This window comes from Eudoraea adriatica DSM 19308 (assembly GCF_000382125.1).
Lineage (GTDB): Bacteria > Bacteroidota > Bacteroidia > Flavobacteriales > Flavobacteriaceae > Eudoraea > Eudoraea adriatica.
The window spans coordinates 20,955-46,357 of record NZ_KB907555.1 but is presented as its reverse complement, the minus strand read 5'-3'; the positions used below and the strand labels follow the sequence as shown (position 1 = coordinate 46,357).

At 39.0% G+C, this 25,403-nt stretch carries 21 protein-coding genes; 11 read left to right on the top strand and 10 right to left on the bottom strand.

Annotation, left to right across the window (positions count from 1 at the left end):
* Positions 1-23 precede the first annotated feature (23 nt).
* Entirely contained in the window at positions 24-404 is a 381-nt protein-coding gene (locus G504_RS0117225; protein ID WP_019671444.1) for a RidA family protein, read from the top strand.
* On the opposite strand, the gene G504_RS0117220 is transcribed toward G504_RS0117225, so the two are convergent.
* The 4 genes from G504_RS0117220 to G504_RS0117205 all read right to left on the bottom strand — a co-directional run bounded on the left by G504_RS0117220 (position 397) and on the right by G504_RS0117205 (position 4,834).
* Complete coding sequence (locus G504_RS0117220; RefSeq protein WP_019671443.1) at positions 397-1,248, bottom strand: N-acetylglucosamine kinase-like protein; 852 nt, start codon at positions 1,246-1,248, stop codon at positions 397-399. The genes G504_RS0117225 and G504_RS0117220 overlap by 8 nt on opposite strands.
* Before the next feature lie 80 nt (positions 1,249-1,328).
* Positions 1,329-2,330: a type I glyceraldehyde-3-phosphate dehydrogenase gene (gene gap, locus G504_RS0117215; protein ID WP_019671442.1), complete on the bottom strand. Its 1,002-nt coding sequence runs from the start codon at positions 2,328-2,330 to the stop codon at positions 1,329-1,331.
* Positions 2,331-2,352: 22 nt separating this feature from the next.
* The gene (pfkA, locus tag G504_RS0117210) at positions 2,353-3,342 is read right to left on the bottom strand and encodes a 6-phosphofructokinase (RefSeq protein ID WP_019671441.1); all 990 of its coding nucleotides are present in this window, start codon (positions 3,340-3,342) and stop codon (positions 2,353-2,355) included.
* A gap of 289 nt (positions 3,343-3,631) precedes the next feature.
* On the bottom strand, positions 3,632-4,834 hold the full coding sequence (locus G504_RS0117205; RefSeq protein ID WP_019671440.1) for a 6-phosphofructokinase: 1,203 nt from the start codon (positions 4,832-4,834) through the stop codon (positions 3,632-3,634).
* A 169-nt stretch (positions 4,835-5,003) separates the two neighbouring features.
* Between G504_RS0117205 and G504_RS0117200 the strand changes: the two genes are divergently transcribed.
* A complete protein-coding gene (locus G504_RS0117200; protein ID WP_026348668.1) occupies positions 5,004-6,056 on the top strand; it encodes a class I fructose-bisphosphate aldolase in 1,053 nt (350 codons plus the stop codon).
* Positions 6,057-6,184: 128 nt separating this feature from the next.
* On the opposite strand, the gene G504_RS0117195 is transcribed toward G504_RS0117200, so the two are convergent.
* Positions 6,185-10,645, bottom strand: coding sequence for a translocation/assembly module TamB domain-containing protein (locus tag G504_RS0117195; RefSeq protein WP_456236221.1), 4,461 nt, complete (start codon positions 10,643-10,645; stop codon positions 6,185-6,187).
* A 56-nt stretch (positions 10,646-10,701) separates the two neighbouring features.
* Here G504_RS0117195 and tsaD point away from each other — a divergent pair, with 56 nt between their 5' ends.
* The 7 genes from tsaD (at position 10,702) to G504_RS0117160 (ending at position 17,337) form a co-directional block, all read left to right on the top strand.
* Entirely contained in the window at positions 10,702-11,727 is a 1,026-nt protein-coding gene (gene tsaD, locus G504_RS0117190) for a tRNA (adenosine(37)-N6)-threonylcarbamoyltransferase complex transferase subunit TsaD (protein WP_019671437.1), read from the top strand.
* 17 nt (positions 11,728-11,744) lie between these two features.
* The gene (locus G504_RS0117185; protein ID WP_019671436.1) at positions 11,745-12,092 is read left to right on the top strand and encodes a TfoX/Sxy family protein; all 348 of its coding nucleotides are present in this window, start codon (positions 11,745-11,747) and stop codon (positions 12,090-12,092) included.
* A gap of 21 nt (positions 12,093-12,113) precedes the next feature.
* Positions 12,114-12,824, top strand: coding sequence for a 16S rRNA (uracil(1498)-N(3))-methyltransferase (locus G504_RS0117180; protein WP_019671435.1), 711 nt, complete (start codon positions 12,114-12,116; stop codon positions 12,822-12,824).
* Positions 12,825-12,975: 151 nt separating this feature from the next.
* Positions 12,976-13,617 carry a DUF4159 domain-containing protein gene (locus tag G504_RS0117175; protein WP_019671434.1) on the top strand — a complete coding sequence of 214 codons (642 nt, stop codon included), beginning with the start codon at positions 12,976-12,978 and terminating at the stop codon, positions 13,615-13,617.
* A gap of 3 nt (positions 13,618-13,620) precedes the next feature.
* The gene (locus G504_RS0117170) at positions 13,621-14,709 is read left to right on the top strand and encodes an AI-2E family transporter (RefSeq protein WP_026348666.1); all 1,089 of its coding nucleotides are present in this window, start codon (positions 13,621-13,623) and stop codon (positions 14,707-14,709) included.
* Between the two features lie 7 nt (positions 14,710-14,716).
* Entirely contained in the window at positions 14,717-15,895 is a 1,179-nt protein-coding gene (locus tag G504_RS0117165; RefSeq protein WP_019671432.1) for a class I SAM-dependent methyltransferase, read from the top strand.
* Between the two features lie 65 nt (positions 15,896-15,960).
* A complete protein-coding gene (locus G504_RS0117160; protein ID WP_019671431.1) occupies positions 15,961-17,337 on the top strand; it encodes a Gfo/Idh/MocA family oxidoreductase in 1,377 nt (458 codons plus the stop codon).
* Between the two features lie 15 nt (positions 17,338-17,352).
* Here G504_RS0117160 and G504_RS0117155 read toward each other — a convergent pair whose 3' ends face one another.
* Complete coding sequence (locus G504_RS0117155) at positions 17,353-18,285, bottom strand: alpha/beta hydrolase (RefSeq protein WP_240473062.1); 933 nt, start codon at positions 18,283-18,285, stop codon at positions 17,353-17,355.
* A gap of 21 nt (positions 18,286-18,306) precedes the next feature.
* Entirely contained in the window at positions 18,307-19,005 is a 699-nt protein-coding gene (locus G504_RS0117150) for a M15 family metallopeptidase (RefSeq protein WP_019671429.1), read from the bottom strand.
* Between the two features lie 341 nt (positions 19,006-19,346).
* On the opposite strand from G504_RS0117150, the gene G504_RS0117145 reads away from it, so the two are divergent.
* Both G504_RS0117145 and G504_RS0117140 read left to right on the top strand, forming a co-directional pair.
* Positions 19,347-20,438: a glycoside hydrolase family 130 protein gene (locus G504_RS0117145; RefSeq protein ID WP_019671428.1), complete on the top strand. Its 1,092-nt coding sequence runs from the start codon at positions 19,347-19,349 to the stop codon at positions 20,436-20,438.
* Positions 20,439-22,202, top strand: coding sequence for an arylsulfatase (locus tag G504_RS0117140; RefSeq protein ID WP_026348664.1), 1,764 nt, complete (start codon positions 20,439-20,441; stop codon positions 22,200-22,202).
* Positions 22,203-22,205: 3 nt separating this feature from the next.
* Here the strand turns inward: G504_RS0117140 and G504_RS0117135 are convergent, their stop codons facing one another.
* The 3 genes from G504_RS0117135 to G504_RS0117125 form a co-directional block, all read right to left on the bottom strand.
* Positions 22,206-23,741, bottom strand: a complete 1,536-nt coding sequence (locus G504_RS0117135) for a sulfatase family protein (RefSeq protein ID WP_157473493.1) — start codon at positions 23,739-23,741, stop codon at positions 22,206-22,208.
* A gap of 89 nt (positions 23,742-23,830) precedes the next feature.
* On the bottom strand, positions 23,831-24,670 hold the full coding sequence (locus G504_RS0117130) for a sugar phosphate isomerase/epimerase family protein (protein ID WP_019671425.1): 840 nt from the start codon (positions 24,668-24,670) through the stop codon (positions 23,831-23,833).
* Between the two features lie 15 nt (positions 24,671-24,685).
* Positions 24,686-25,402: a gluconate 2-dehydrogenase subunit 3 family protein gene (locus G504_RS0117125; RefSeq protein WP_019671424.1), complete on the bottom strand. Its 717-nt coding sequence runs from the start codon at positions 25,400-25,402 to the stop codon at positions 24,686-24,688.
* Position 25,403: the final 1 nt, after the last annotated feature.

Below are 25,403 nucleotides of genomic sequence, written 5' to 3'. Positions count from 1 at the left end.
GTTTAACCTAATAAAGCTAAAGCATGAAAAAAATTATTAATACCCCTAAAGCACCCGCTCCTATTGGACCCTATAATCAGGCTGTATTAAGTAATAATACATTATATATATCCGGGCAAATTCCAATAGACCCCTCAAATGGCCAGCTAATTGAAGATGATATAAAGAAGGAAACACTTCAATGTATGGAAAATCTGAGGGCAATACTCAAAGCCGCCCATATGTCTTTTAAAGATGTTGTGAAGGCTACCATCTTTGTTAAGGATATGAACAGCTTTTCGGACATTAATGAAGTATACGGTTCTTTTTTCAATCCTGAAACAGCACCTGCCAGAGAGACCGTTGAAGTCTCAAATCTCCCGAAATTTGTAAATGTAGAGATTTCTATGATCGCTGTCAGATAGTTTCCTTGTGAAATTCTACCAGTCCTTCAATCGGTCTCTGGCGAATCACTCCGACTATCAAATCATTTCTCTCAAGCACTGCAACTAATTCATCTTTAAGGAAGTAGGCGATGCTGCCAACAAAATTTATTGGCACTTTGGTTGCCAATTCAAACTGCATTATGTAGTTATTTACAAACTGTTGAAGTCCTTTGTCTATTACCCCTTTGCAATAGGGGTGATCCTTATTCTCTATCAGGAATCTGGCAAATGTAGCCAAATACGTATTCGGATTTGGTTGCTTGTAAAGGTTTTCCTTTATTACATCGGCATCAAGGTCGTACTCTTTATCGAATTTAATTCCAAGGTCCTGAGGCATTTTGTGAAAATAGTAATCGCGAATTAATTTCCTCCCGAAAAAATTACCACTTCCGTCATCCATAGGAATATAACCCAGTGAAGTCACTTTTTGAAACAATTGATGACCGTCATAATAGCTGCAATTAGAACCTGTTCCCAAAATACATACGATCCCCTGATGTCCGATTTTGGTTGTGGAATAGATAGCGGCAAAAGTATCTTCTTTAACCTCCGCCTTAGCATTTGGAAAAAAGGATTTAAAAATTTTCTTTAAGAAGTTTTTCATCCTGTCTGTACCGCATCCGGCGCCATAAAAATAAAGCCGGCTAACTTTCTCTTTGTTTTTAGACAACTCAAAATTATTGGCCAGCCTGTCTTCTATGACTTCCCGGGTCAAAACTTCAGGGCTTAATCCCAATGTCTGGGTCATAAATAATTCTTTACCCTTTTCATCTAAAGCGATCCAATCAGATTTAGTGGCCCCGCTATCAACTATTAAAATCATAAATCCGTTATTAAAAAAGAATCCTCAAAGTAAGCAAAGTTTTGCTTTTTTTGAGGATTCTCACGTATAAAATTAATTAATTACAATGTAGAAATATATTGTGCAAGATCTAACAATTTATTAGAATAGCCCGCTTCGTTGTCATACCAGGAAATTACTTTAAAAAATTTCGAATTCAATTCAATTCCGGCACCTGCATCAAATATACTGGTGCGGGCATCTCCAATGAAATCCTGAGAGACTACGGCCTCTTCGGTATATCCTAAAATACCTTTAAGCTCACCTTCAGAAGCTGCTTTAAAAGTCTTTTTAATCTCCTCATAAGAAGTTTCCTTTTCCAGACGAACCGTTAGGTCAACAACAGAAACATCAGCTGTTGGTACCCTGAATGCCATCCCTGTAAGTTTTCCCTCTAAAGATGGAATAACTTTGGTTACCGCTTTCGCAGCTCCTGTTGAAGCAGGTATTATATTTAACAAGGCACTTCTACCACCTCTGTAGTCCTTACGCGAGGGTCCGTCAACAGTAAATTGTGTTGCAGTAGTTGCATGCACGGTGGTCATTAATGCCTCTTCTATCCCGAAATTATCATTCAGCACTTTGGCCAGGGGAGCTAAACAGTTCGTAGTACAAGACGCATTGGATACTATATTGTCTGAAGCTTTTAGTTCTTTATGGTTTACTCCCATAACAAACATCGGGGCATCTTTGGAAGGTGCAGAGATCACTACTTTTTTAGCTCCGCCATCAATGTGGTATTGTGCAGTTTCCAAAGTAGTAAAAATACCTGTACATTCCGCAACATATTCTGCTCCAACTTCATCCCATTTTAAAATTTTAGGATCCTTTTCACCAGTAATTCTGATGGTTTTGCCGTTTACGACCAAATTGCCATCCTTAACGGCAACAGAGCCATCAAAACGACCATGTACCGAATCGTATTCCAACAAATATGCAAGGTGCTCCACATCTAATAAATCATTAATTGCTACCACCTCCACATTATCTCTTTTCACTGATTCTCTGAAAACCAGTCTACCAATTCGACCAAATCCGTTAATTCCAATTTTTAGTGTTGACATTTTTTATTGTTTAAGATTAAAACTATATAGTCATTATATCAGAAACCCTTATGAGTTCCTTATCAATTTTTGATTTTCCCTTTATGGCTTCACTTACCGGAGTAAATGTAATTTGGTTATCAACAATTCCTGCCATTAAATTTGTTTTTCCCTCCAATAGCGCTTCCACAGACTTAACTCCCATCCTGCTCGCCAGTACCCTGTCAAAACAAGAAGGGGCTCCTCCTCTTTGCATATGGCCTAGAACACAAACACGGACATCGTATGCCGGAAGATTAGTCTCTACGAATTCCTTTAACTCATATACATTTTTTCCCGTGGTTCTATCACCTTCAGCCACCACTACAATGCTTGAAGATTTCCCCCTGGCTTTACTGCGCGTTAAAGAATCGAGCAGTCTGTCTAATCCAAGATTCTCCTCAGGTATAAGTATCTCTTCTGCGCCTGCTCCTACTCCCGAATTCAAAGCTATGTGTCCTACATCCCGTCCCATTACCTCTACGAAGAAGAGTCGATGGTGTGAACTTGCGGTATCTCTGATCTTATCAATTGCATCTACAACTGTATTAAGTGCAGTGTCAAAACCAAGCGTATATGTTGTTCCAAAAATGTCGTTGTCTATTGTTCCGGGGATTCCGATAAAAGGCATTTTGTATTCTTCATAAAAAGCCAGGGCACCTGTAAAACTGCCATCACCCCCAATAACCACAAATGCATCAATATTATTTGAAACCAACTGATCGTAGGCCTTCTTGCGCCCCTCAACGGTCCTGAACTCGTCGCACCTGGCCGATTTAAGAACTGTACCTCCCTTGTTAATAATATTATTCACACTACGGGCATTCATTGGAAGAAAGTCTCCTTCTATCATGCCTTCATAACCCCGATAAATTCCGATGCAATCTTTCTTAAAATATGCACATGTACGTACTACAGACCTTATAGCTGCGTTCATACCGGGAGAATCACCTCCCGAAGTAAAGACCGCAATTTTTTTAATTTGTGAATTCATTAAAAAATTTAGAATCGCAAAATTACTAAACTTATTGCAGAAAAAGAATTAGTAAAACCCATATTTTAACACTTGGCAACACCTCTATCGTTATAGTAGTAAAATTCCTTAATGAATCTGGCAAAAACCTTTAAATACCGCTGTTTTTAGCTGGTCGCAAAAGGTAGAGTGATAGCTTTTTCAATAAGGGTAAATACAATTCACGAATAAAATAACAAATCGCCATAAAAAAGTTTAGCGCAATCCAATACTAATACTCAAAACTCACAAATTTATTCAAGTGCTGCTTTTAATCATTCGTCATGATAAATAAGGGTAGCATTTCAAAATTTTTGTAATACGGATGAAGTTTCGGACGGTTATAAAATTTATCAACGTTGACGAATTTTTTTGTTTCTGTAACAACTTCTATAGGCACATGGTCGTAGCGTCCATTTTTTAAAACTACCATCCGGCCATCAATCCCTTTAAGAATTAAATCGAGTGCAAGATTACCATAGGCAGTAGGCACTACTGAATCAATGAAATCCGGGTCACCACAGCGCACCATATAACCAAGTTTCTGATTGATTACATTAACACGGTTTCCATTATTATATTTAGGGGATATCTTTTTCAATGCCAGAGATACCTCATCTCCAATACCACCAAGCTTAGCATGGCCAAAGGCATCTTTTTCCATGCCCTCAAATTTCATTTCCCCGCCTTCAAAGGTAGCACCCTCTGAAATAAGCACAATTGAATAATTGCTGGGATTTTTATTTCTGTCCTCCGTCAGCAACTGTGCAAGCAGTTCTATATCGAATGGCACTTCCGGGATGAGGCATCTATTGGCTGCACCCGCAAGAGTTGGCAGCATAGCAGTAAATCCTGCATAGCGCCCGAATACTTCCAATACCAGAAAGCGCTCGTGAGATCCTGCTGCCGTACGAAGACTATTTGTAAGGCTGATGGTCCTGGTAACACATGTGCTGAAACCAATACAATAATCTGTACCGGGGACATCATTATCCATGGTTTTTGGAATGGCCATTACCTTGACCCCTTTTTTAAATAAATGTACTGCATAGCTAAGGGTATCGTCACCTCCAATAGCAATCAAATAGTCTACCCCAAGCCAATTCAGGTTTTTAATTACCTCAGGCGTAAGATCATTTATCTCCTTATCATAGGTATCTCTTAAATGGGCCGGAACCATTAATTTTGAAACGTGACTTGCCCTTGTCCTTGATGTATGCAGGAAAGTCCCCCCTGTTCTTGCGGCTTTGTTAACCACGACCTGCGAGAGTTCCATGAAATTATTGCTGTTGTCGTGCTTGCTGTTTCTTTCAATATCTATTAACCCCCTCCATCCTCTTCTAAATCCAATTACCCTATATCCCTCGCGAATTGCTCTGAAGGTAACCGCTCTGATCGCAGGGTTAAGACCCGGGACATCTCCTCCTCCGGTTAAAATACCGATGGTTCCTTTACTTTTCTTAATTTTTGCCATGATATATTTTACATTAATTTTTCAATTCAAACTACAAAAAAACTGGGATTGTTAAAGTAGTGAATTATGGCGATAATCTTATTAAGATTATATAAAAAAATCTCTGAAATGGGCTTCAAAAATGCCTTTATCGGCGTATCTTTATATGAAGATTGAAAACAATACTATTATGTCATTTAATATTGAGAAAATTTTAGGGAAAGAAGCCAATTACTTGTTAGATCACAAGTGTAACACGGTAAAAAAAGAACATCTACATCTACCCGGTCCTGATTTCGTGGATCGTGTTATGAGCACATCAGACAGAAATCCTGTCGTACTCCGCAATATGCAAACTCTCTTTAACAACGGACGTATGGGTGGTACCGGCTATGTCTCCATTCTTCCTGTGGATCAGGGTATTGAGCATACTGCAGGTGCATCATTTGCACCAAATCCTATCTATTTTGATCCGGAGAAGATTGTTGAGCTTGCTATTGAAGGAGGCTGCAATGCTGTTGCCTCAACCCTTGGTGTTCTTGGTTCTGTTTCACGAAAGTACGCACACAAGATTCCATTTCTCCTTAAATTGAACCATAATGAACTACTTACTTACCCTAATAAGTTTGATCAGATAATGTTTGCCAGTGTAAATCAGGCGTTTGAAATGGGCTGTGTTGCCGTTGGAGCAACAATTTATTATGGCTCTGAAGAAAGCACAAGACAAATCCAGGAAGTGACCGAGGCATTTGAATATGCTCATGAACTTGGAATGGTAACTGTCTTATGGGCTTATCTGCGAAATCCCGGCTTTAAAAAAGACGGTACTGATTATCATGTTTCTGCAGATGTAACCGGGCAGGCGAATCATTTGGCATCCACAATTCAGGCAGATATAGTAAAACAAAAGCAAGCTGAAAACAACGGAGGTTTTAAAGCCATAAATTTTGCCAAAACACATGAGAAAGTATATTCAGAATTAAGCTCAGACCATCCAATTGATCTTACCCGATACCAGGTAGTGAATTGCCTGATGGGCAGAGCAGGTTTAATAAATTCAGGCGGATCTTCCGGTGAAAATGATTTGGCTCAGGCTGTTAAAACTGCGGTAATTAATAAACGCGCCGGAGGTATGGGTTTAATATCAGGTAGAAAAGCTTTCCAAAAACCAATGGCTGAAGGAGTGGAACTTTTAAATGCAATTCAGGATGTTTATTTAGATGATAAAATTACAATTGCCTGATAGTAAGTGTTTTAAGTAATATTATTTAAATCTTTATTTATATTAAAATTCGAATCTTTAAAAAACATCCCGGCCAGTACGGGATGTTTTTTTAATGTGCTTTATACCTAATTATTAAAATTTAAGGGTCAAAGTTTAGGTTTATTGGTCTTTGAATAGAATTTAACTAAACTGTCGTTTCCCATAACCGCATCTGGAACAGTAACAGATGCCTGGGGTTCCTCAGTCTCAACTTTCTTATTTCTAAATATCTTGGCCATTAGCTCTTTAAAACTATTGAAATCTACTTCATACGAAATTCCAATCCCCTGGGTATAGCCTTGCTGTTCCGACAAAAATTGTTGTATTTCATTTTCACGATTAAAAATCTTTGCCCTTAGTGTGCCTTCTTCATTTAACAATATCTGAACCTCGACATCACCTGCAACGACTGTTTCACTTACTCCGCCTACCGGCACTCCGAACCTCCCATTAAATAAGACTTTGTCACTTATTTGCGTTGATACTGTTACACCTATCCTGTCTTCGGTTGAAATATCATTAGGATCCAGATACCCCTGCTCATAGGTAACCCCAAAATCAAATTTATCATTTTCATCGTCAAGCACCTGATTTAATAAGCCGGACGCAGTTTGAATTAAGTTGCCGGTAACCGCCTGCTGGTTTATCCCCGTTCCTTCACTTACAAAAGTACCCTGAGCCAATAGAAAAAATGCATTTCTTTCTTCTATGGTTGGATCCTGGAGCCTGTATTCCAATTCAGACTTCACTGTTGAGCTTGTTCCCGGGAATTCAATATCTAAATCTATTGTCGGTCGTTCTAACTGATCTGTAAGCCTAATGACAACATCCGTGGGGATACGTCTGCTATATCCGGCATTATCAAGCAATGGAGCCGGATTCGCATTTAAGGAATAGACCGCTTCCATGTCTAAAGTTGCCTCAAGGGGCGATCCATCCCATACTATGCTTCCCCCCGGTTTCACCTTAAAAGTCCGGTCAATAATTCCCCCAAATTTATAATTATACTCCCCGGTAACCACCACAAAATCACCGAACATATTAAACTTACCATTGGTGTTAATCTCAATATAAACCAGACCTGCACCGGTTCCTTTCAATGAACTTCCGGTCTCTGGATCCAAAACAATTTCTACTTCTGCATCCGGGGTTACATCCAAATCGAATTTTAATTCTAATCCATAGTATTCCTGTAGCTGACGCTGCAAATCAATACTTTCAATTTCATTTTTATCGATAAAGGTGATAAAAGAATAATCCCCTACAGAGGTTACGTCACTGATGGGTATTTTTAAAGATGTTCCCCTGGCTGTGGAGCCTTCAAAATCAATATTCAGGGCAGTAGAGGGGCCATATATTCGTCCTAAACCTCTGACAAAACCGGTCCCGTAATAGAGTTCATCTTCATCAAATTCAGTATTGAGGATTAAAAACCTGTCGCTCAAGGTATTTACGTCTAAATCAAAATTCCATCTCTTAAAGAAGTTATGCTTTATTGTTCCATCTAAAACAGCCTGTGTATTTAAGCTTACATCATTAAGCGTTATATTTTGAAAGTTGAATGTCTGATCGTATAATCGTACGGTAGAATTGGCTCCAAAATCGTAATCTACATTAAGATATGGCACAGAAAGACCTGCGTTATCCATGGTTAAAAGACCATCAATAATCGGATTTCTTATATCTCCCTTAATTTGGGCCGTACCATTGAGCTCCCCGCGAATATTGGAAATTATATCTTTGCCTAATGGGCTAAAAGGTTCCATATTAAAATAGCTGAATGTGGCAACCAGGTCTGCCTGAGGTATTTCAGCACCTCTTGTTACCTTGCCAAAAACACCGAATTTCTCCAAACCGTTTTCTTTAATCTGAGAATTTACGGAAAATTCAGAGAGGTCCCGGTTTCCAACTATACCGATGGTCAGGTTGCCCAGATCAATGTCGTTTACACTAAACTGAGAAATATCCAAATTACATACCGGCAAATAAATATTGTCTTTTTGAAGTACGTTAAGCGTACCATTAATTTCACCCTTCAGATTAAGGCTGTCAATTGCGGGAGTTATTTTATTCAGGGAGACAATTTTAAATTGGAGTTCGAGATCCTTATATGTGGAATCTGCAAGCTGACCCTTTAGCCTTATTTGTTCCCTGTTATCATTATTCATCACTATTTCTTCAATAGTTATGCTATCCAGGGTACTATTCACAATTACTTTGTTTTGGCTATTGCTTTCCCGATTCAGAACCCAGGTATTACCTTTAAAGCTGATATCTGATTTTTTTAAGCCTATTACAGATTTATTGCCCGGGTTAAACGTATGGTAAAAATTCAGATTATAGCTGTCATCGTACTCACTGCCTCCCTTAAATTCTGTTCTGAAGAAAAGTGTGTCATTTAAAGTAGTATTAATCAAATTAAAATCTTTAACATCATAATACCGGGTAGAAACATCTTTAACAGCGAGATAGGTGTTAAAAAGCGGGTTTTTATTGTCTATCCTAAAATCAATGCTGTCTAATTCATTACCATAAGCCGATATATAAGGCGATTTAAAATTTAGTTTAAAATCTCCCTCATCTGCTATGATATTACCTCTGATAAACGTATTCGGACCAAAAGCAACCTCGGGGAAAAAGACCTCAACTATTTTATTATAAATCTTAAAATTAAAGTTCATTTCCTGACCTCCAGAAATTTCAAATGGCTTATAATTTGTATAAATACTCCCTATTGAATTCCGTACCAGCCGACCAAGCTCCCTTACTTTAAATTTACCCTTCATATATCCGGTGATAATATCTGGCGAATTTATTTCAATTACCCTGGTAGAATCTTCAGAAAATGTGGATTCAATTACGAAATCCTCAAAGTAATAGGTGTTATTAATATTCTGATAATTGGTTTTGGTAAACTTTATATCTCCTTCCGCATTTTGCAGGGAACTACCTGTGATGTCCATATTTACATTTCCCTTAAAAATGGAAACACTGTCATCTATAAAATTCAATATTTTCAGATCGGCATAATCGACGCTAGCATTGAAGTTAAAACTTCTCTTATCTGAACTAAAATCTGCAAGTCCCTTAAAACTAAACTTCAGGTTCTCATCGTTGGTTATCAATGACCCATCGAATAGCTGGTCCTTTATTATTCCGGATATTCTGACATCCTTGTAATCATATCTATTGAAAACAACACTATATACCTGTCCAAAAACTTCGGTATTCAAATTCTTGCTTACAAAACCCTTGCCTTCAACATTTACGTCGACAGTTGTTTTGCCTAAACTTTCATTATCTATAAAATGCCCCAGATCAAAATCAATTAAGGATACAAATCCCTTATAACTGGCGTTATCAATGTTATTAATTTCCGTGAGCGTGAGATCTACATAGCTACTTCCTATAGCTGTTTTAAGATTGGCCCTGGTTTCAATAGATTTTTGGGTAATGAATGTTTCACCCCTGACAGTAAACTGTCCTAATTTCTGAAAAATAGAAGGAAGTGATTTGCCTAAAATTTGAGGCAACAGGGATCTAAGCTCATAATAACTGGTTGAAATATTCTTTATCTGTGCATCGAGCTCAAAAGGGCCATTCTTTGAGAATAAATTTTTAAAATTGAAATCGCCCCTGATCCCGGTATTATCTGATTGCAGAAACAAATTTTCAACATTCAGGTCATTTAACACCCCATTCATATTTGCAGAAAAATTCACCAATTTGTCTGACCCGAATTGGTTCCACAACATATTTATTTCATCTAAAGCAACTGAGGAATCTGTAAAATCCGCATTTAGATTTACCTTGTCTATAAATTGTGCCAGATCTTCCCGATTATAATCAAATACCAGATTTCCCACGATATTGGATTTGGGGGTTTGGATTTGCAGCGAATCAAATCGCATCTGTTCTCTGGTGTATTTAAAGCTTGTAGCCAGCTTTTCCACATCGATCCCCAACGAACTTTTCAATGATAAATCTTCTATGATCGCAGTTACCTCCGGTCCTAAGATCATGAAGTCAGCAGCTTCTATGTTCAGCTCTCTGAAGTTTAAAACCTCCGCTTTTTCCTTATTCATGTCTGTTAACCGGAAGGTGCTATTTTTTATTTGCACATCCGATGAAGTAAAAAAGAAGGGGGGCGTATTGGGGTCTCTTGGCTTTTTGTCATCCAGCTTGTCAACAAAAACACTTAAATTATTGTCGTTTTCCCCTTCATATGTTTTAAGATTAAAAAGTAGTCCATCTATATCTATATCTCCAAATTGCAATTTCCCATCAACAAGATTTCGAACACTTAAAATGGAAGTAGATAATTCCTCAATATAGATTAGCGTATCCTGCCTGTAATCTTCAACATAAACATCTTTAAGTGCGGTGTCCCATGAAATAAGGGATATTCTAACCCGGTCTATATTAATATTGGTACCAAACTTCTTGTTCAGTGTTTCCGTGGCGTACCTCGCAAGCCTGGTCTGAACCGCCGGCAGAGAAAGTATTAAAGTGCCCAAAACGCAAGCCAGCAGCAAGACTAAGAGCGTTCTAACGATTATTTTTCTCAGTTTTTTGATAGGGCTATTATGTTTTACCTTTGTGCTACCAATTTTTGTTCCAAAACATGATCGATAAACAAAATATTTATATTCTGGCTATTGAATCTTCTTGTGATGATACATCGGCGGCTGTTATGCATAATGACAAGATGCTCAGTAACGTTGTTGCTACACAAAAAATTCACGAGGCATACGGAGGCGTTGTTCCGGAACTTGCATCAAGAGCACACCAACAAAATATTGTTCCGGTTGTACACCAAGCGTTAGCCAAAGCAAATATCGACAAAAAACTAGTATCAGCCATAGCATTTACGCGTGGACCCGGACTTTTAGGTTCTTTACTTGTTGGGACTTCATTTGCAAAATCACTTTCTTTAGGTCTAAACATACCATTAATAGAGGTAAATCATATGCAGGCGCACATTTTAGCGCATTTTATAAAAGAAAATGACAAAAAAGCACCCTCCTTCCCATTTTTGGCTTTAACCATTAGTGGTGGCCATACGCAGATAGTTTTGGTTAATGATTTTTTTGATATGGAGATCCTGGGTGAAACCCTTGATGATGCAGTTGGAGAGGCGTTCGATAAGAGTGCAAAAATTCTGGGGCTGCCCTATCCAGGCGGGCCTTTTGTTGATAAGTATGCTGCAAAAGGAAATCCGGCTGCCTTTCCCTTTCCAAAACCCAAAGTCTCCGGATTAAATTTTAGTTTTAGTGGCTTAAAGACCAGCATCTTGTATTTTGTCCAAAAGGAAACACGTAAAAACCCGAATTTTATAAAACAGAATTTAAATGATATTTGTGCATCCATACAAAGTACAATTATCAACATATTGATGGACAAGCTAAAGAAGGCTTCAGAGCAAACCGGGATAAAAGAAATAGCTATAGGAGGTGGTGTTTCGGCTAATTCGGGAATACGAGAGGCTTTAAAAGATAGTGAAGCGAAATACGGCTGGAATACCTATATTCCAAAATTTGAATACTGCACTGATAATGCAGCAATGATTGGTATTGTGGGCTATTTAAAGTATATTGACGGGGATTTTAGCGATGAACGCATTGCCGCTAAGGCAAGGTATGTTATTTAACCAATACTGAATTATTAATGGCCTATAACGAGGAATTGGCGAGTCGTATTCAACTTGCACTGAAACTATTCCCAAAATCTACACTTGAAGATTTCCAGGAAAAGAAAATGTTTGGAGGCCTGGCCTTTTTGTATAAAGGTAAGATGACGGTTGGTATTATAAAAAATGATCTGATGGTTAGGGTCCCTGCTGATAAAATGAATGACGTACTTTCTAAAAATCATGTCCGGCCCATGGATTTCACCAAAAAGCCTTTAAAGGAGTTTATTTATGTTTCTGAGGAAGGTTTTAAAACGGAGGAACAGCTGCAACAATGGATCGAGCTCGGATTAGAACACGCAATGCGTAAATTGAATATTTATTAACATATTTTTCCTGAAAAAACTATGCAGCTATTCTACAACCCAGCGCTGAATGATGGCGACAACTTATTCTCATTTGATAAAATAGAGAGCAAACACATTGTAAAAGTCCTGCGCAAAAAAGAAGGAGATAAACTTCATATCACTAACGGGAGGGGCCATTTATTTACGGCTGAAATACTAATTGCCAATAGTACGCAGTGTAAAGCATCAATTATCGCAACAGAAAAAAGGCACCCAAAAATGTACAGGCTCCACCTGGCAGTTGCCCCTACGAAAAGCGCAGACCGATTTGAATGGTTTCTTGAAAAAGTCACTGAAATTGGTGTGCATGAAATAACTCCTATCCTATGTGATCGGTCCGAACGTAAAACCCTTAAAATGGAGCGGCTGCAAAAAGTAATTATGTCTGCCATGAAACAATCATTGAGGACCTACCTTCCGAAATTAAATGAGCCTGTTTCATTTGCAGAATTTATTGTACAGGACCATAAAGAACTGTTATTTATCGGCCATTGTGAGGATGAGGAGAAATTCAACTTAAAACGCTGTATCACTGCAGATAAGGATGTCACTATTTTAATAGGACCGGAGGGTGATTTCACCAAAAAAGAGATAAAAGAGTCATACGAAAAGGGGTTTTTGCCTATCACACTTGGAGAAGCCCGCCTTAGAACGGAAACTGCTGCTATTGTTGCCGCCACGGCCGTAGAATTGATAAATAGCGGATCTTAAAGCGTGTTCGTCCTTTTTCTTAATCATAGTGCCCCACTTAGTATTAAAATTTAGGGTCTGAATTTTAAGTAGTGTGATGGAAATTTTTTTGAATTGAACTTTTTTATGGTGAATATAGTATCTTTAGAAACGTGATAATTGACACTCTTGTATGAAATTAATTCCCCTTTTATTTGCCGTATTGTGGATGTTAAACGTTAATTCACAGGAAATTGCAATCTTAAAATATAAGGGTGGTGGCGACTGGTATGCTAACCCCACTGCACTACCTAATCTTATCCGTTTCTGCAACGAAAATATTAATACGGAAATTGAACCCAGACCCTTAACTGTAGAGTTGGAAAATCCGGAAATATTCCAGTACCCCTTTTTACATATGACGGGTCATGGAAATGTTTTTTTTAACCAGGATGAAGCAAATAATTTAAGGACCTACCTGCTTTCCGGAGGTTTTTTGCATATTGACGACAATTACGGAATGGAGCCCTATTTAAAAAAAGAACTACTTAAAGTTTTTCCAGATAAGGAACTCCTGGAGATTGGGGCTGACCATGCAATTTTTAAATCGCGATACAAATTTCCCAACGGCTTGCCTAAAATTCATGAACATGATGGTAAAAGGCCGCAGGCTCTGGGGATTTTTCATGAAAACAGACTTTTACTTTTATTTACCTATGAGTCTGATTTAGGTGATGGCTGGGAAGATCCTGAAGTACATAATGATTCAGAAGAAGTGCGCCTTAAAGCCTTGCAAATGGGTGCTAATATAATCGATTATGCATTTAAAAATTAAACTATGAATTCAAAGATGATTGCTGATGGAATATTGAGAGCAGTTGCTGTTATTACCGCGGTACTGCTTGTCTGTTATTTCTTTTTTAAAATCAGCACACTTTTGATCTATATAACTATAGCGGTAATTATTTCATTAATCGGGCGGCCTGTGGTGGTATTCCTCAGAACGCGCTTGAAGATGAGAAACAAGCTATCCGTAATTGTAACCATGGTACTTTTTTTGGGGATTGTAATTGGAGTAGTTTCCATGTTCATACCCCTGTTAATAAAGCAAGGGCACAACCTTTCTTTGCTGAATATTGATGCATTACAACAAAATCTTGAAAACCTTTACCATGAAGTAACTAACTATTTTGGAATTACGAGTGTTGACATTAGGAGGCAGCTTAGTGAATCCAAGATATTTTCCAGGATCAATTTTGGTGTTATTCCGGAATTTTTAAATTCCGTGGTGAGTTTATTGGGAAGCTTAAGTATTGGCCTGTTTTCCGTTCTTTTCATAGCCTTTTTCTACCTTAAGGACAGCAAACTGCTGCAGGAAAATTTAATGGTCTTAATACCTGATGACAAGGAAGCCAGGTTAAAAAAATCCATGCATACTATAAAATTGCTTTTATCGAGATATTTTGGAGGATTGGTTCTTCAGATTTCAATTTTATTCATCATATACACTGCAGTGCTTTTAATCTTTGGGATACAGAATCCCGTAGTGATAGCTTTTCTTTGCGCCCTTTTAAATCTTATCCCTTATCTGGGACCGGTTATCAGTGCTTTTTTAATGGTATTGTTAACCATGACCAGTAATTTAGGGGCCGATTTCAGCACTGTAATTTTGCCTAAAACCGTCTTTGTAATGATTGGTTTTACAATCGGGCAATTGGTTGATAATTTTTTCTCACAACCCTTTATTTTTTCCAATAGTGTTAAATCTCATCCCCTGGAAATTTTCCTCATCATCATCATTGGCGGTTTGTTATTCGGGGTCACGGGAATGATCATTGCAGTTCCCGGATATACCGTTATTAAGGTAATTTTAAAAGAGTTTTTTGCTGAAAATAAGATAGTGAAGTCTTTGACAAAAAATATATAGCTTTACTTTGAATAAAGAAGTCTTAAAAACTGGTGTTCAGGAATATATAAATAATAATTTGAATACTGACATCCTGTCAGTATTGCTTAAGAAAAGCAAATTTGATGCAATTTCCTCCAAAGAACTCGCACAACAGATAGAAGGCAAAAAAAGATGTGCCGTCAAGCTTCCAACATGGTTTAAAACTAATGAGATATACTACCCACCCAAGGTAAATATTGAACAATCTTCATCGGAAAAAACTGCCTTCTATAAAGCGAATCTGATAGGCGGAAAATCGCTCCTGGATGTAACCGGTGGATTTGGGGTTGATAGCTATTTTTTTGGTCAGCGCATAGCCAATGTTACACTTTGTGAAATTAATAAGGAACTAGCTCAAATAACCACCCATAATTTACATATACTGGGCGCATCAGCTATTGAAGTTGTAAATACAGACGGAATTGAATATTTAAAAAAATTTGATGGGATTTTCGACTGGATTTATATAGATCCTTCCAGAAGAGATGAATCTAAGGGAAAAGTATTTAAATTATCAGATTGTACCCCGGACGTTACACAGTATTTAGATCTTCTTAAGGAAAAATCAAAGGGCATACTCCTGAAGACTTCCCCCCTATTGGATATTGCCAGCGGGCTCAAAGAATTGAAAAGTGTGGGGGAGATCCATATAGTTGCGGTTAATAATGAGGTTAAAGAAGTTTTGTGGATTATCAGGAATACAAATCATGCAGAACCTTTGATAAAAACTATCAATTTAAAGGATTCAGGTGATGAGGTTTTTATTTTTAAGCGATCTGATGAAAATTCAATCCAGTCTGTACTTTCCATTCCATTAAAATACTTGTATGAGCCTAACGCCGCTATTTTAAAGGCCGGGGCTTTTAAAGCCATTGGAAAACAATTCCATTTAAAAAAGTTGCACGAACATACGCATTTGTATACTTCCCATAAAAAGGTAAATTTTCCCGGAAGAATATTCAAAATACTTTCAACGCATCCATACAATAAGAAGTCCTTAGCGGCACTGCAGTTCGAAAAAGCAAATATTACAATACGCAACTTCCCGGTATCAGTGGCTGAAATAAGAAAAAAACATAAGATAAAGGAAGGCGGTAATTTATATCTGTTTTTTATTACGGACCTTAATAATAAGCGGCAGATTCTTAAATGCATTAAAGCGTAACAAAATTATTTTTCGGTATATTTAGATGATCTACAAAAACCAGGATATTAATTGAACATAACTACATGGAATCTAAAACATTCAACATTAACAGGAGAAATTTTCTTAAAGGCGCTACAGCAGCTGCGGTGCTATCTTCATTTGGGACTTATGGTTTTGAACTAATGCACAGAGACAAACCATGGCGCGTAGGCCTTATTGGTGCAGGTTGGTATGGCAGCAGCGATCTTTTTAAGCTCATACAGGTGGCTAATGTAGAAGTCATAGCAATATGCGATGTTGATCGCAACTTCGTAGAAGATACCGCTAATCTTGTATCCCAGCGTCAAAGGTCAGGTAAAAAACCAAAAAAATATTCCGATTACCGTGAAATGCTGGACAAAGAGGGTCTCGAAATTGTGTTGATAGGTTCACCAGATCACTGGCATGCCCTGCAATGTATAGACGCGCTTAAGGCCGGTGCCCATGTTTACGTACAAAAACCAATTAGCGTAGATGTAATAGAAGGAGAAGCTATGGTAGCCGCTGCGCGTAAATATAACAGAGTTGTACAAGTGGGAACGCAGCGTAAAAGCACCCCACACCTCATACATGCCAAAAAAAATATAGTAGACACGGGAATGCTTGGAAAAATTTCTCATGTTGAGATGTGCTGCTATTTCCATATGCGGGCAAACGGCAATCCTCCGCTACAGGACGTTCCTGATTTTCTGGATTATGACATGTGGACCGGACCAGCTCCGTTGCGACCCTATGATGGTTTGCCGCACAAAAGATGGTGGCGGACCTTTATGGAATACGGGAATGGAATTATGGGCGATATGTGCGTTCATATGCTAGATACAGTAAGATGGATGCTCGCCCTGGATTGGCCTAACCGAATAACTTCTGCCGGGGGTATTTATGTGCAAAAGGAGGGTAAATCCAATATCGCGGACACGCAATCTGCAATTTTTGAATATGAAGAACTAAATTGCATCTGGCAGCACAGAAGCTGGGGAACTCCCAGTGATCCTGAATACCCATGGTCATTTAAATTATTTGGGGAAAAAGGAACTCTTTCAGGGAGCACCATGCAATACGATTTTGTTCCATACGGAGATGGCAAACCAATACACATGGATGTGGTATATGAAAAAGAGAAATATCCGGAAGACTTAACGGAAAAGAATATAGAACTTAATGCTGCCCCTGCTACCAGGTTGCATATGCTCGATTTTCTGGCTGCTATAGATAAAGGCACAAAACCGGTTGCAGATATATTGGATGGCCACATTTCAACAGCAAGTTGTATACTGGCAAATATGTCTATGGATTTAAAAAGACCCCTGGTCTATGATCCTGAAAAATTGGTGGTGGTAAATGATCCAGAAGCGACTAAACTTTTGCAAAGACCTTATCGCAGCCCATACGTGCATCCGCATCCGGACCAATTTAAGTGATACAAATTTTATGGCCTAAAACTGGAGCGTCCATTCATACAAATGCTGAGTCCACCTGCTGAGACTCTGATCCTTTGTAGCCAATGAGAAGCCGTGCCCGCCTTCAGGATAAATATGGAGTTCTGCCGGTACTCCTTTTTGATTTAAAGCCTTAAAAAATAACAGACTGTTCTGCGGGGGAACCGCTTTATCGTCTGCGGCATGGAAAAGAATTGTAGGAGGCGTATTTTCTGAAACCTGGAGTTCGTTTGAAAAATAGGTAACACTTGCAGCATCCGGTTCATCCCCCAGAAGGGCTTTTTTGGATCCGCTATGCGTTGAAGGATCAGAAAAGGAAATAACCGGGTATACCAGGGCCATAAAATCGGGTCTGGCACTTAACAAATCAGCCCCATCAACATATTTATATACCTCATCGTTAAAATGGGTCCCAAGTGTTGCTGCCAGATGTCCGCCTGCAGAAAATCCGATAACACCTATCTTTTCGGCACTAATGCTCCAGGTTTTTGCCATATACCGGGTAAGCCTCATAGCCCTTTGGGCATCCTGCAATGGTACAATTTGATTGTTTTCCAGGGATTTTGAAATAGGCAGCCTATATTTTACAACTATCCCGGCTATTCCTTTAGAATTCAAATATTTGGCAATATCACTGCCTTCCCAATCATATGCCAGAATATGATACCCGCCTCCGGGAAAAATTAACATTGCCTTACCCGTACTATTTGCTTCGGATGGCAAATACACCTCTAATTGAGGATATTGAACAAAACTGATTCTTTTAATAGCCCCCTGCTCAAGTATCTCCCTTTCAGCACTTTCTATTCGATTAGGAACTCCGTCTGACGGCCATAGGTGTAAAATCGTGTCCTGAGAATAGCCACAATACATCAGAAAAAAAGCAATTAAAAAAGCATGTATGGACCAATTCTTTTGTTTGTTTTTCATTTGATTTATCATTATTTAAATTCAATATTTACATTCCCATTTAAAATCTGCTATACGATCATTCGAAGCACTGGAAAGGTTATAATGCCACCACTCTGTCCTGATAGACCAAAAGCCGTATTTCTCCATAGTTTCTTTTAAAATCCTTCTGTTGTTTAGGATTTCTTCCGGCAAGTCCAAATTATCATGATATGCCCTTTTACCAAAGTAGTCAAAATCGGTTCCCATATCCAGTTCTTCCCCGCTGGCTGTAACCAGCGTAATGTCTACGGCTCCTCCTTTATTGTGAATAGAACCTTTAACAGGGTTTGCCACATACTGCGGGTTGGGCACAATCTTCCACATCTTGTATTGCACAGAATTAGGCCTGTAGCAATCATAAAACTTTATTTTCAATCCCTTCAACCTAAATGCATCGTTTGCCTTAATCAGGGCTTTAGCTGTCTTTACACGTGTATAACATTCCGCACATTCGTATACTTTGGCTTTTAAAAAGTTATTTTCCGTAGCATATCTAAGGTCATATTCAAAATCATCGCTGTAATCGGCCAATCGTACAAAAGTAGTATCAGCCAGGTCCGTAAGGGGCTTTTGCATGTCTTCTTTTGGAATAATTTTAGTTTTTACCGGGGAATCCGAAACCTTTACCGAATCTAATGCGGCATCTATGGAATTCTCTTTTACCGCTTTTTCCCTGCAAGCAGATAATATAATTAGCAAACAAAAAAATATGATGTATTTCAATAGTGTTTGTAGATTTTGAATGGTTATACAACGAAGTTAGATAAAATTAAAAACACATACACCTCTCATAACCTATTTCTATATTTTGTAGTTATTATAGCTTTTTCAGAAACTAAAAAAACAGGTTCAGATCAGGCATAAAGGGTTTAAAAATAAAATTGAATTATGATTGAATAAAGGTGTAACTTACGAGAACGAAAATATAGTTGGGCCTTGCAAATACGCATGCCATAACAGCAAGGCAGGCATCAAAATCAACAGGCTTTTTGAGAAAGGCATTCGCCCTTCCGGGCTTTTAGTAATCAAAATCTATAGCAATGAAAAATTATATAGTTTTCCTGTGTTTCATATTTATTCCATTGGGGAATCTTTGGGGTCAGTCTGAATGGTTGTCAGGTTTTGAGAAACCCGAGCAAAATCCAATAATGACTGCAGATTCGACTTATTTGTTCAAGTGTCCGATGGAAAAAAAGATGGTAAATTGGCAGAAAGCAGACGTTTTTAACCCTGGAGCCATTGTAAGAAATGATACCGTTTTTATGCTCTTCAGGGCCGAGGATAATCCGGATGCTATCCTGGGCGGAAGAACTTCACGAATTGGACTAGCCTTTAGTACGGATGGCCTGAATTTTACAAAATATCCAAAGCCCGTTTTATATCCAATGGAAGATGGTTTTCAGCAATGGGACTATCCAGGAGGTGTGGAAGATCCAAGAGTAGTTGAAATGCCGGATGGTACTTATATTATGTTGTATACCAGCTGGAATAAAGATATTGCCAGACTTTCCAGTGCCTCCTCTAAAGATCTGAGAAATTGGAAAAAACACGGACCAGTTTTTGAAAGTTTTCAAAAAGGAAAATTCAATACTACCTGGAGTAAATCGGGTTCCATGGTCACGGAATTTAAAGATGGTAGATTAATCGCTAAAAAAGTAAACGGCAAATATCTAATGTATTGGGGAGAGTTATTTGTGAATTTGGCACAGTCTGATAACGGTCTGGATTGGGAACCCTATTTAGATCATAAAGGTGAATTATTACATGTATTTAAACCTACTATTGGAGAATTTGACAGTCATTTAACAGAACCGGGACCTCCCGCCTTGTATACAACGGATGGAATACTCCTGCTTTACAACGGCAAAAACCTCAGTGGTGAAGGTGCCAGTCAAAAAGTGGCTGAAGGCACTTATTGCGGAGGCCAGGCCTTGTTTGACCTTAAAGACCCTGCCCGCCTTATCAAAAGGCTTGAGGAACCCTTTATTTGTCCGGACCTTCCGCACGAAACTACCGGACAATACAAAGCGGGAACTACGTTTATTGAAGGCCTGGTTTATTACAAAAAGAAATGGATATTATACTACGGAACGGCGGACTCCATGGTAGGTGTGGCTATAAAATCTGAATAAATGAAGTTTTTTACCGTATTCCTGTTTTCCATGCTGCTCTTTGGCTGTGTCGACAAGAAAGACCCTGCAAAAGCTACCAAAAGACCAAATATTGTGCTCATAGTAACCGACGATCAGGGTTGGGGAGATCTAAGTTTCAATGGGAATTCGAATTTAGAAACCCCAAATCTGGATCAACTTGCAAAAACCGGAGCCTACTTTGAAAACTTTTATGTTCAGCCTGTATGTTCTCCTACCAGGGCCGAGTTACTCTGTGGAAGGCAATTCCAAAGGCTGGGAGTCTATGCAACTTCCGCAGGTGGTGAAAGGTTGAACCTTGACGAAACCACCCTTGCAGAGTTATTTAAAAAAGCCGGATACCAAACAGCTGCCTATGGAAAATGGCACAATGGTATGCAACCACCCTATCATCCAAATTCAAGGGGATTTGATGATTTTTATGGTTTTGCTTCGGGGCATTGGGGTAATTATTTTGACCCTCTTATTGAGCATAATGGCAAACTGGTAAGAGGAAACGGATTTTTACCAGATGATCTCACGGTTAAGGGCCTGGATTTTATCACCAGGAATAAGGACAAGCCATTTTTACTTTACCTGCCCTATAATACGCCCCATAGCCCCATGCAGGTTCCGGATAGATATTGGAACAAATTTGAGGCCAGGGAATTGACAAAAAAGCATAAGGATACCACTCTTGAAGACATTACGTTTACAAAGGCCGCACTTGCCATGGTAGAGAATATTGATCATAATGTTGGCAGGATTCTAAAAAAGCTCCGGGAATTGGAGTTAGAAGAAAATACCATTGTAGTATATCTCTCAGACAATGGCCCCAACGGATGGCGGTGGAATGATGGAATGCGGGGCAGAAAAGGCTCCACTGACGAAGGCGGAGTTCGCAGCCCCTTGTTTATTAGCTGGAAAAACACCATCCCCGCATTCAAAAAAATAAGTCAGGTTGTTAGTACAATTGACATCCTGCCTACGCTGGCCGCTCTGGCCGATATTGAAGTAAAAACTCAAAAACCCCTGGATGGGATCAATATAGAGTCCCTGATTTTTGAAGATAATCCATCTATGGAATCCCGATTTATTTACAACCACTGGAATGGAAAAACCAGTGTCAGATCGGCGGAATTTCGTTTGGATCATGAAAACAGACTATATCATATCCCCTCAGATCGTGGCCAGACCAAAGATGTTGCTAAAAATTATCCTGAAGTATATACTTCGCTCTTAAACGCCAGGAAGAATTGGTTGCAGGATATTCCGGAACCTTCAACCGATAGCAGACCGTTTACAATTGGCCACCCGGAGTTTAAAACAACCCAACTGCCTGCCCGGGATGGAATAGCACATGGCGCTATTGAGCGCAGTAACAAATATCCAAACTGTTCTTTTTTTACAAACTGGAAAAGTATTGAAGACACCATAAGCTGGGATATAGAAGTTTTGTCAGACGGCGATTATGAAGTTATTATGTACTACAGCTGTGCAGAAAAAAACGTGGGATCTACCTTATTTCTTGAGTTTGGCACCGGCAAGCTTAGCAAAACAATTACAGCCTTTCATGATCCACCCCTTCAGGGCATGGAAAATGACAGAATTCCAAGAATTGAATCCTATATAAAAGATTTTAAACCTGTTTCCATGGGCGTCATAAAATTAAAAAAAGGCAAAGGACAACTTAAACTCGGCGCAACAGAAATAACAGGAGAAGAAGTTATAGATTTTCGACTGCTGCTGTTTAACAAGCTGAACTAGAAATTATTCCATACCGTACAGTAATTCATCGCTATCTTCATAACCAATGCGAACAGCCTTTGCTGCAAATGATAATTCATTATCCAAAGGTTTGGAATAAATATGCCAGGTTTTGTCTCCGGGTTCTTTCCAGATAATGGTGGCATCATATCTTCCTGAGATCAGATTAATCCTGTTATCGCGCTCTTCCATTTGAAGTGGTTTTAACTTCGGTGGTTTACCATTGGGAAGCCAATTGGATATTAACTCTTTTTCCGGAACCCTACCTTTATCATTGGTTTCCTCCATCCAACTATCCAAGGTCCTTCTTAAGCGAACTAAGGTATCCTTGAATTTTATTTGACCTGAAAGATTAACTAATTCAAAAGGGTCATTTTGCAAATCATATAATTCCTCTTCGGGCTTTGGAGTCCTGAACCACAATGAAGGAATCGAATCCAATTTTCCCGACGCCTCCAATGCCATCATATTTTGCATCATAGGCATTTGCTCCCGGTAGTTAACAGCCAGGGCATTTGAGATTTCTACATTATAATTTCTTATATACTTAAATCTCCGGGAACGAACTGCGCGTAATCTATCATACATTTCATCAAACCTATCGGAGGAAGCAAAGATATAATTGCTTTTCGCACTATCTGCGTACATTCCGAATTGTGCTTTCCCCTGCATAACTTTAGGAGGGGCTATACCTGCCCACGAAAGTAAAGTAGGGGCAAAATCGACGAAGCTAAAAAGTCGGTCATCGTAAGTACCCTTCTTTAAATTGTTCTGGAATTTAATGACCAATGGCACTTTAAGACCGGTATCATAAAGAGCCCGTTTATGCCTCGGGAAAGGTCCCCCATGATCTCCGTAAAAGAAGATTATACTGTTTTCATAGAGCCCATCTTCTTTTAGTTGATCTATGATTTCACCTATTTGATCATCCAGGCGTTTTAGGTTCGAATAATTAACGGCCAGGTCATGTCGAATGACTTCGTTATCCGGAAAATAAGGTGGGACCTTTACGGAATCCGGAGAGACATATAACTCTTCTTTCCCCTGTCTCCAAATACCTGATTCATGACAAACATTGAAGTTAAAAACCGAGAAAAAAGGAGCATCCTTTGGCCGATTACGCCAATGAGCATCCTTGCTGCTTTCATCCCAGGCAGATTCGGGAGCTTTGAAATTGTAATCCTCCTTGGCGTTATTGGTGCAGTAATACCCCTCTTTACGAAGGTATTCTGTAAACATTTTAACTCCATCCGGGACTATAGGTGAATAACTTGGAATTCCTATCTCCGGCTGATTCTCGGTGGAATATGCATTATAGGTACGCATATTATGAGTGCCCAATGTAGTTGGATACATCCCGGTAATTATGGCGCTTCTTGCAGGAGCACAAACAGGTACGGGTGAAAAGGCATTGTCAAAAACAACCCCATCTAATGAAATTGATTCTATACTAGGCAGTGATATGGTGCTATCACCATACATTGGAAAAAAACCTGGCGATTGATCCTCTGCAACCAACCAGATAATATTAGGCCTCATTTGGGGCTTGTGTTTTATTTCTTTTTCCTTACAGCTTGTTAGGAATACCAAGAAAAAAGAACACCAAATGACGGTTCTAATAGAAGTCTTCAAAGGCTTTCAAGAAATTTTAGGCTTTGAGGCACCTGCTCCACGACCCTGGAGCACTCATCTTCAATAAACATATATTCAACCACCCCAAGTTGCTTTGCGCGTTTAACCACTCCGGCTATATCCACCTGGCCTGTTCCCAGGACCACATTGGTCTCCACATCTTCATGCCCCGTATCGTTACCTTTTACGCCATGTTCCATATCCTTGAGATGGAGCAAGACAATTTTATCAGGATAGCGGTTCATAATCGCAAGAGGATCAGCACCTCCGTGATGCACCCAATAAACATCCATTTCAAAAGCAAAATCGGTAGCGTTTTCAGCCATATAATCGAACAATGTTCCACTTTCATAAGGCCGGAATTCATATCCATGGGCGTGGTAGGCCAGGGTTATACCTTCTTCCTTAAGGCGTTTCCCTGCCTTATTAAAAATTGCCGTGGCCTCCTTAGTTTTCGCAATGTCGAAGGTATTTCCCTCATGTGGTATCCATGCACACATCACATATTTAGCACCAAATGTTTTGGCGTTTTCAACCACCTTCTCAATGTCATTCTGTAAGTCTTCATATCCCGCACCTACACTCACCATTTCGAGATCATTAGCCTTTAGTAATTTTTTATATTCGTCCATTGGAAGACCATAACTGCCTCCACCTTCTATTTTGGTTATTCCCCAGTCGTTAACAAGTTTAAGGGTTCCTTCAACATCGGTCTTAAACTGATTCCTCAGGCTGTACAATTGCAGTCCAACTTCCTGTGAAACAACCTGATAGGTCCCAAACAAACAACATAAAACCAGTATTCCCAGAATTCTAAAATTAATTTTTGTATTCATTTTATTTCAATTTAATTAAGTCAATAAATTTCCTTCATCATCCCACTCTGCGATTATACCACGCTTACTCTGATCTACACATTTGGCAAGCCATTCCTCATCATAAGCCAAACCGTGTTGTTCAAGGACATCTTCCGGTACGCCATCCCATACATTTGGCATATTCCCTTTATATCCCAGGTCCTCAATTCCAATTTTGGAGGTGTAGTATCCTGTAAGTGTAAGATTGCGCATTAAAGAAAAAAACTGTATCTCCAGAGGATGTTCATTCATGGGGATTTCCGGATCATAGAATGCAATTGTATCGAGTATTTGTTTTTGCTGCTCCTCCGCAGCCGATTTAAATTCCGTACCAAACTCAGTATTGCTTTTATGATCGAGCCACATAAGCCCACCGCGTAAATTTGTCTGCAAATCAGGGACATCTTTAGCCATAAATTCAATAAATTCCGGGACCCCCGCATCTGTAGCACCGCCAAATTTATCATTAGGCGGCATTATAAGATTAGCAAGTACCGCAATGGTAGCTAATTCATGTTCATTAAAAAACTGTTCAGAATTTAACTTCTCTATAAGTTCTTTCTCCTCCGGTGTTCGCCCAAAGTGGTTGCCATCAGATTTTACCGCTGCCAATTCTTCAGTACTTGCTGCCTCGGGTTTGCAACCATGAACAACCAAACCGCCGGCTACGGTTCCTAGTAAGATTGATTTAATACTCTTCCTCCTATCCATT

What these genes read in the sequence shown, in the direction of transcription:
- G504_RS0117225 (WP_019671444.1), top strand. Translation starts at nt 24, where the DNA reads ATGAAAAAAATTATTAATACCCCTAAAGCACCCGCTCCTATTGGACCC.
- G504_RS0117220 (WP_019671443.1), bottom strand. Translation starts at nt 1,248, where the DNA reads ATGATTTTAATAGTTGATAGCGGGGCCACTAAATCTGATTGGATCGCT.
- gap (WP_019671442.1), bottom strand. Translation starts at nt 2,330, where the DNA reads ATGTCAACACTAAAAATTGGAATTAACGGATTTGGTCGAATTGGTAGA.
- pfkA (WP_019671441.1), bottom strand. Translation starts at nt 3,342, where the DNA reads ATGAATTCACAAATTAAAAAAATTGCGGTCTTTACTTCGGGAGGTGAT.
- G504_RS0117205 (WP_019671440.1), bottom strand. Translation starts at nt 4,834, where the DNA reads ATGGCAAAAATTAAGAAAAGTAAAGGAACCATCGGTATTTTAACCGGA.
- G504_RS0117200 (WP_026348668.1), top strand. Translation starts at nt 5,004, where the DNA reads ATGTCATTTAATATTGAGAAAATTTTAGGGAAAGAAGCCAATTACTTG.
- tsaD (WP_019671437.1), top strand. Translation starts at nt 10,702, where the DNA reads ATGATCGATAAACAAAATATTTATATTCTGGCTATTGAATCTTCTTGT.
- G504_RS0117185 (WP_019671436.1), top strand. Translation starts at nt 11,745, where the DNA reads ATGGCCTATAACGAGGAATTGGCGAGTCGTATTCAACTTGCACTGAAA.
- G504_RS0117180 (WP_019671435.1), top strand. Translation starts at nt 12,114, where the DNA reads ATGCAGCTATTCTACAACCCAGCGCTGAATGATGGCGACAACTTATTC.
- G504_RS0117175 (WP_019671434.1), top strand. Translation starts at nt 12,976, where the DNA reads ATGAAATTAATTCCCCTTTTATTTGCCGTATTGTGGATGTTAAACGTT.
- G504_RS0117170 (WP_026348666.1), top strand. Translation starts at nt 13,621, where the DNA reads ATGAATTCAAAGATGATTGCTGATGGAATATTGAGAGCAGTTGCTGTT.
- G504_RS0117160 (WP_019671431.1), top strand. Translation starts at nt 15,961, where the DNA reads ATGGAATCTAAAACATTCAACATTAACAGGAGAAATTTTCTTAAAGGC.
- G504_RS0117155 (WP_240473062.1), bottom strand. Translation starts at nt 18,285, where the DNA reads ATGAAAAACAAACAAAAGAATTGGTCCATACATGCTTTTTTAATTGCT.
- G504_RS0117145 (WP_019671428.1), top strand. Translation starts at nt 19,347, where the DNA reads ATGAAAAATTATATAGTTTTCCTGTGTTTCATATTTATTCCATTGGGG.
- G504_RS0117140 (WP_026348664.1), top strand. Translation starts at nt 20,439, where the DNA reads ATGAAGTTTTTTACCGTATTCCTGTTTTCCATGCTGCTCTTTGGCTGT.
- G504_RS0117135 (WP_157473493.1), bottom strand. Translation starts at nt 23,741, where the DNA reads ATGAGGCCTAATATTATCTGGTTGGTTGCAGAGGATCAATCGCCAGGT.
- G504_RS0117130 (WP_019671425.1), bottom strand. Translation starts at nt 24,670, where the DNA reads ATGAATACAAAAATTAATTTTAGAATTCTGGGAATACTGGTTTTATGT.
- G504_RS0117125 (WP_019671424.1), bottom strand. Translation starts at nt 25,402, where the DNA reads ATGGATAGGAGGAAGAGTATTAAATCAATCTTACTAGGAACCGTAGCC.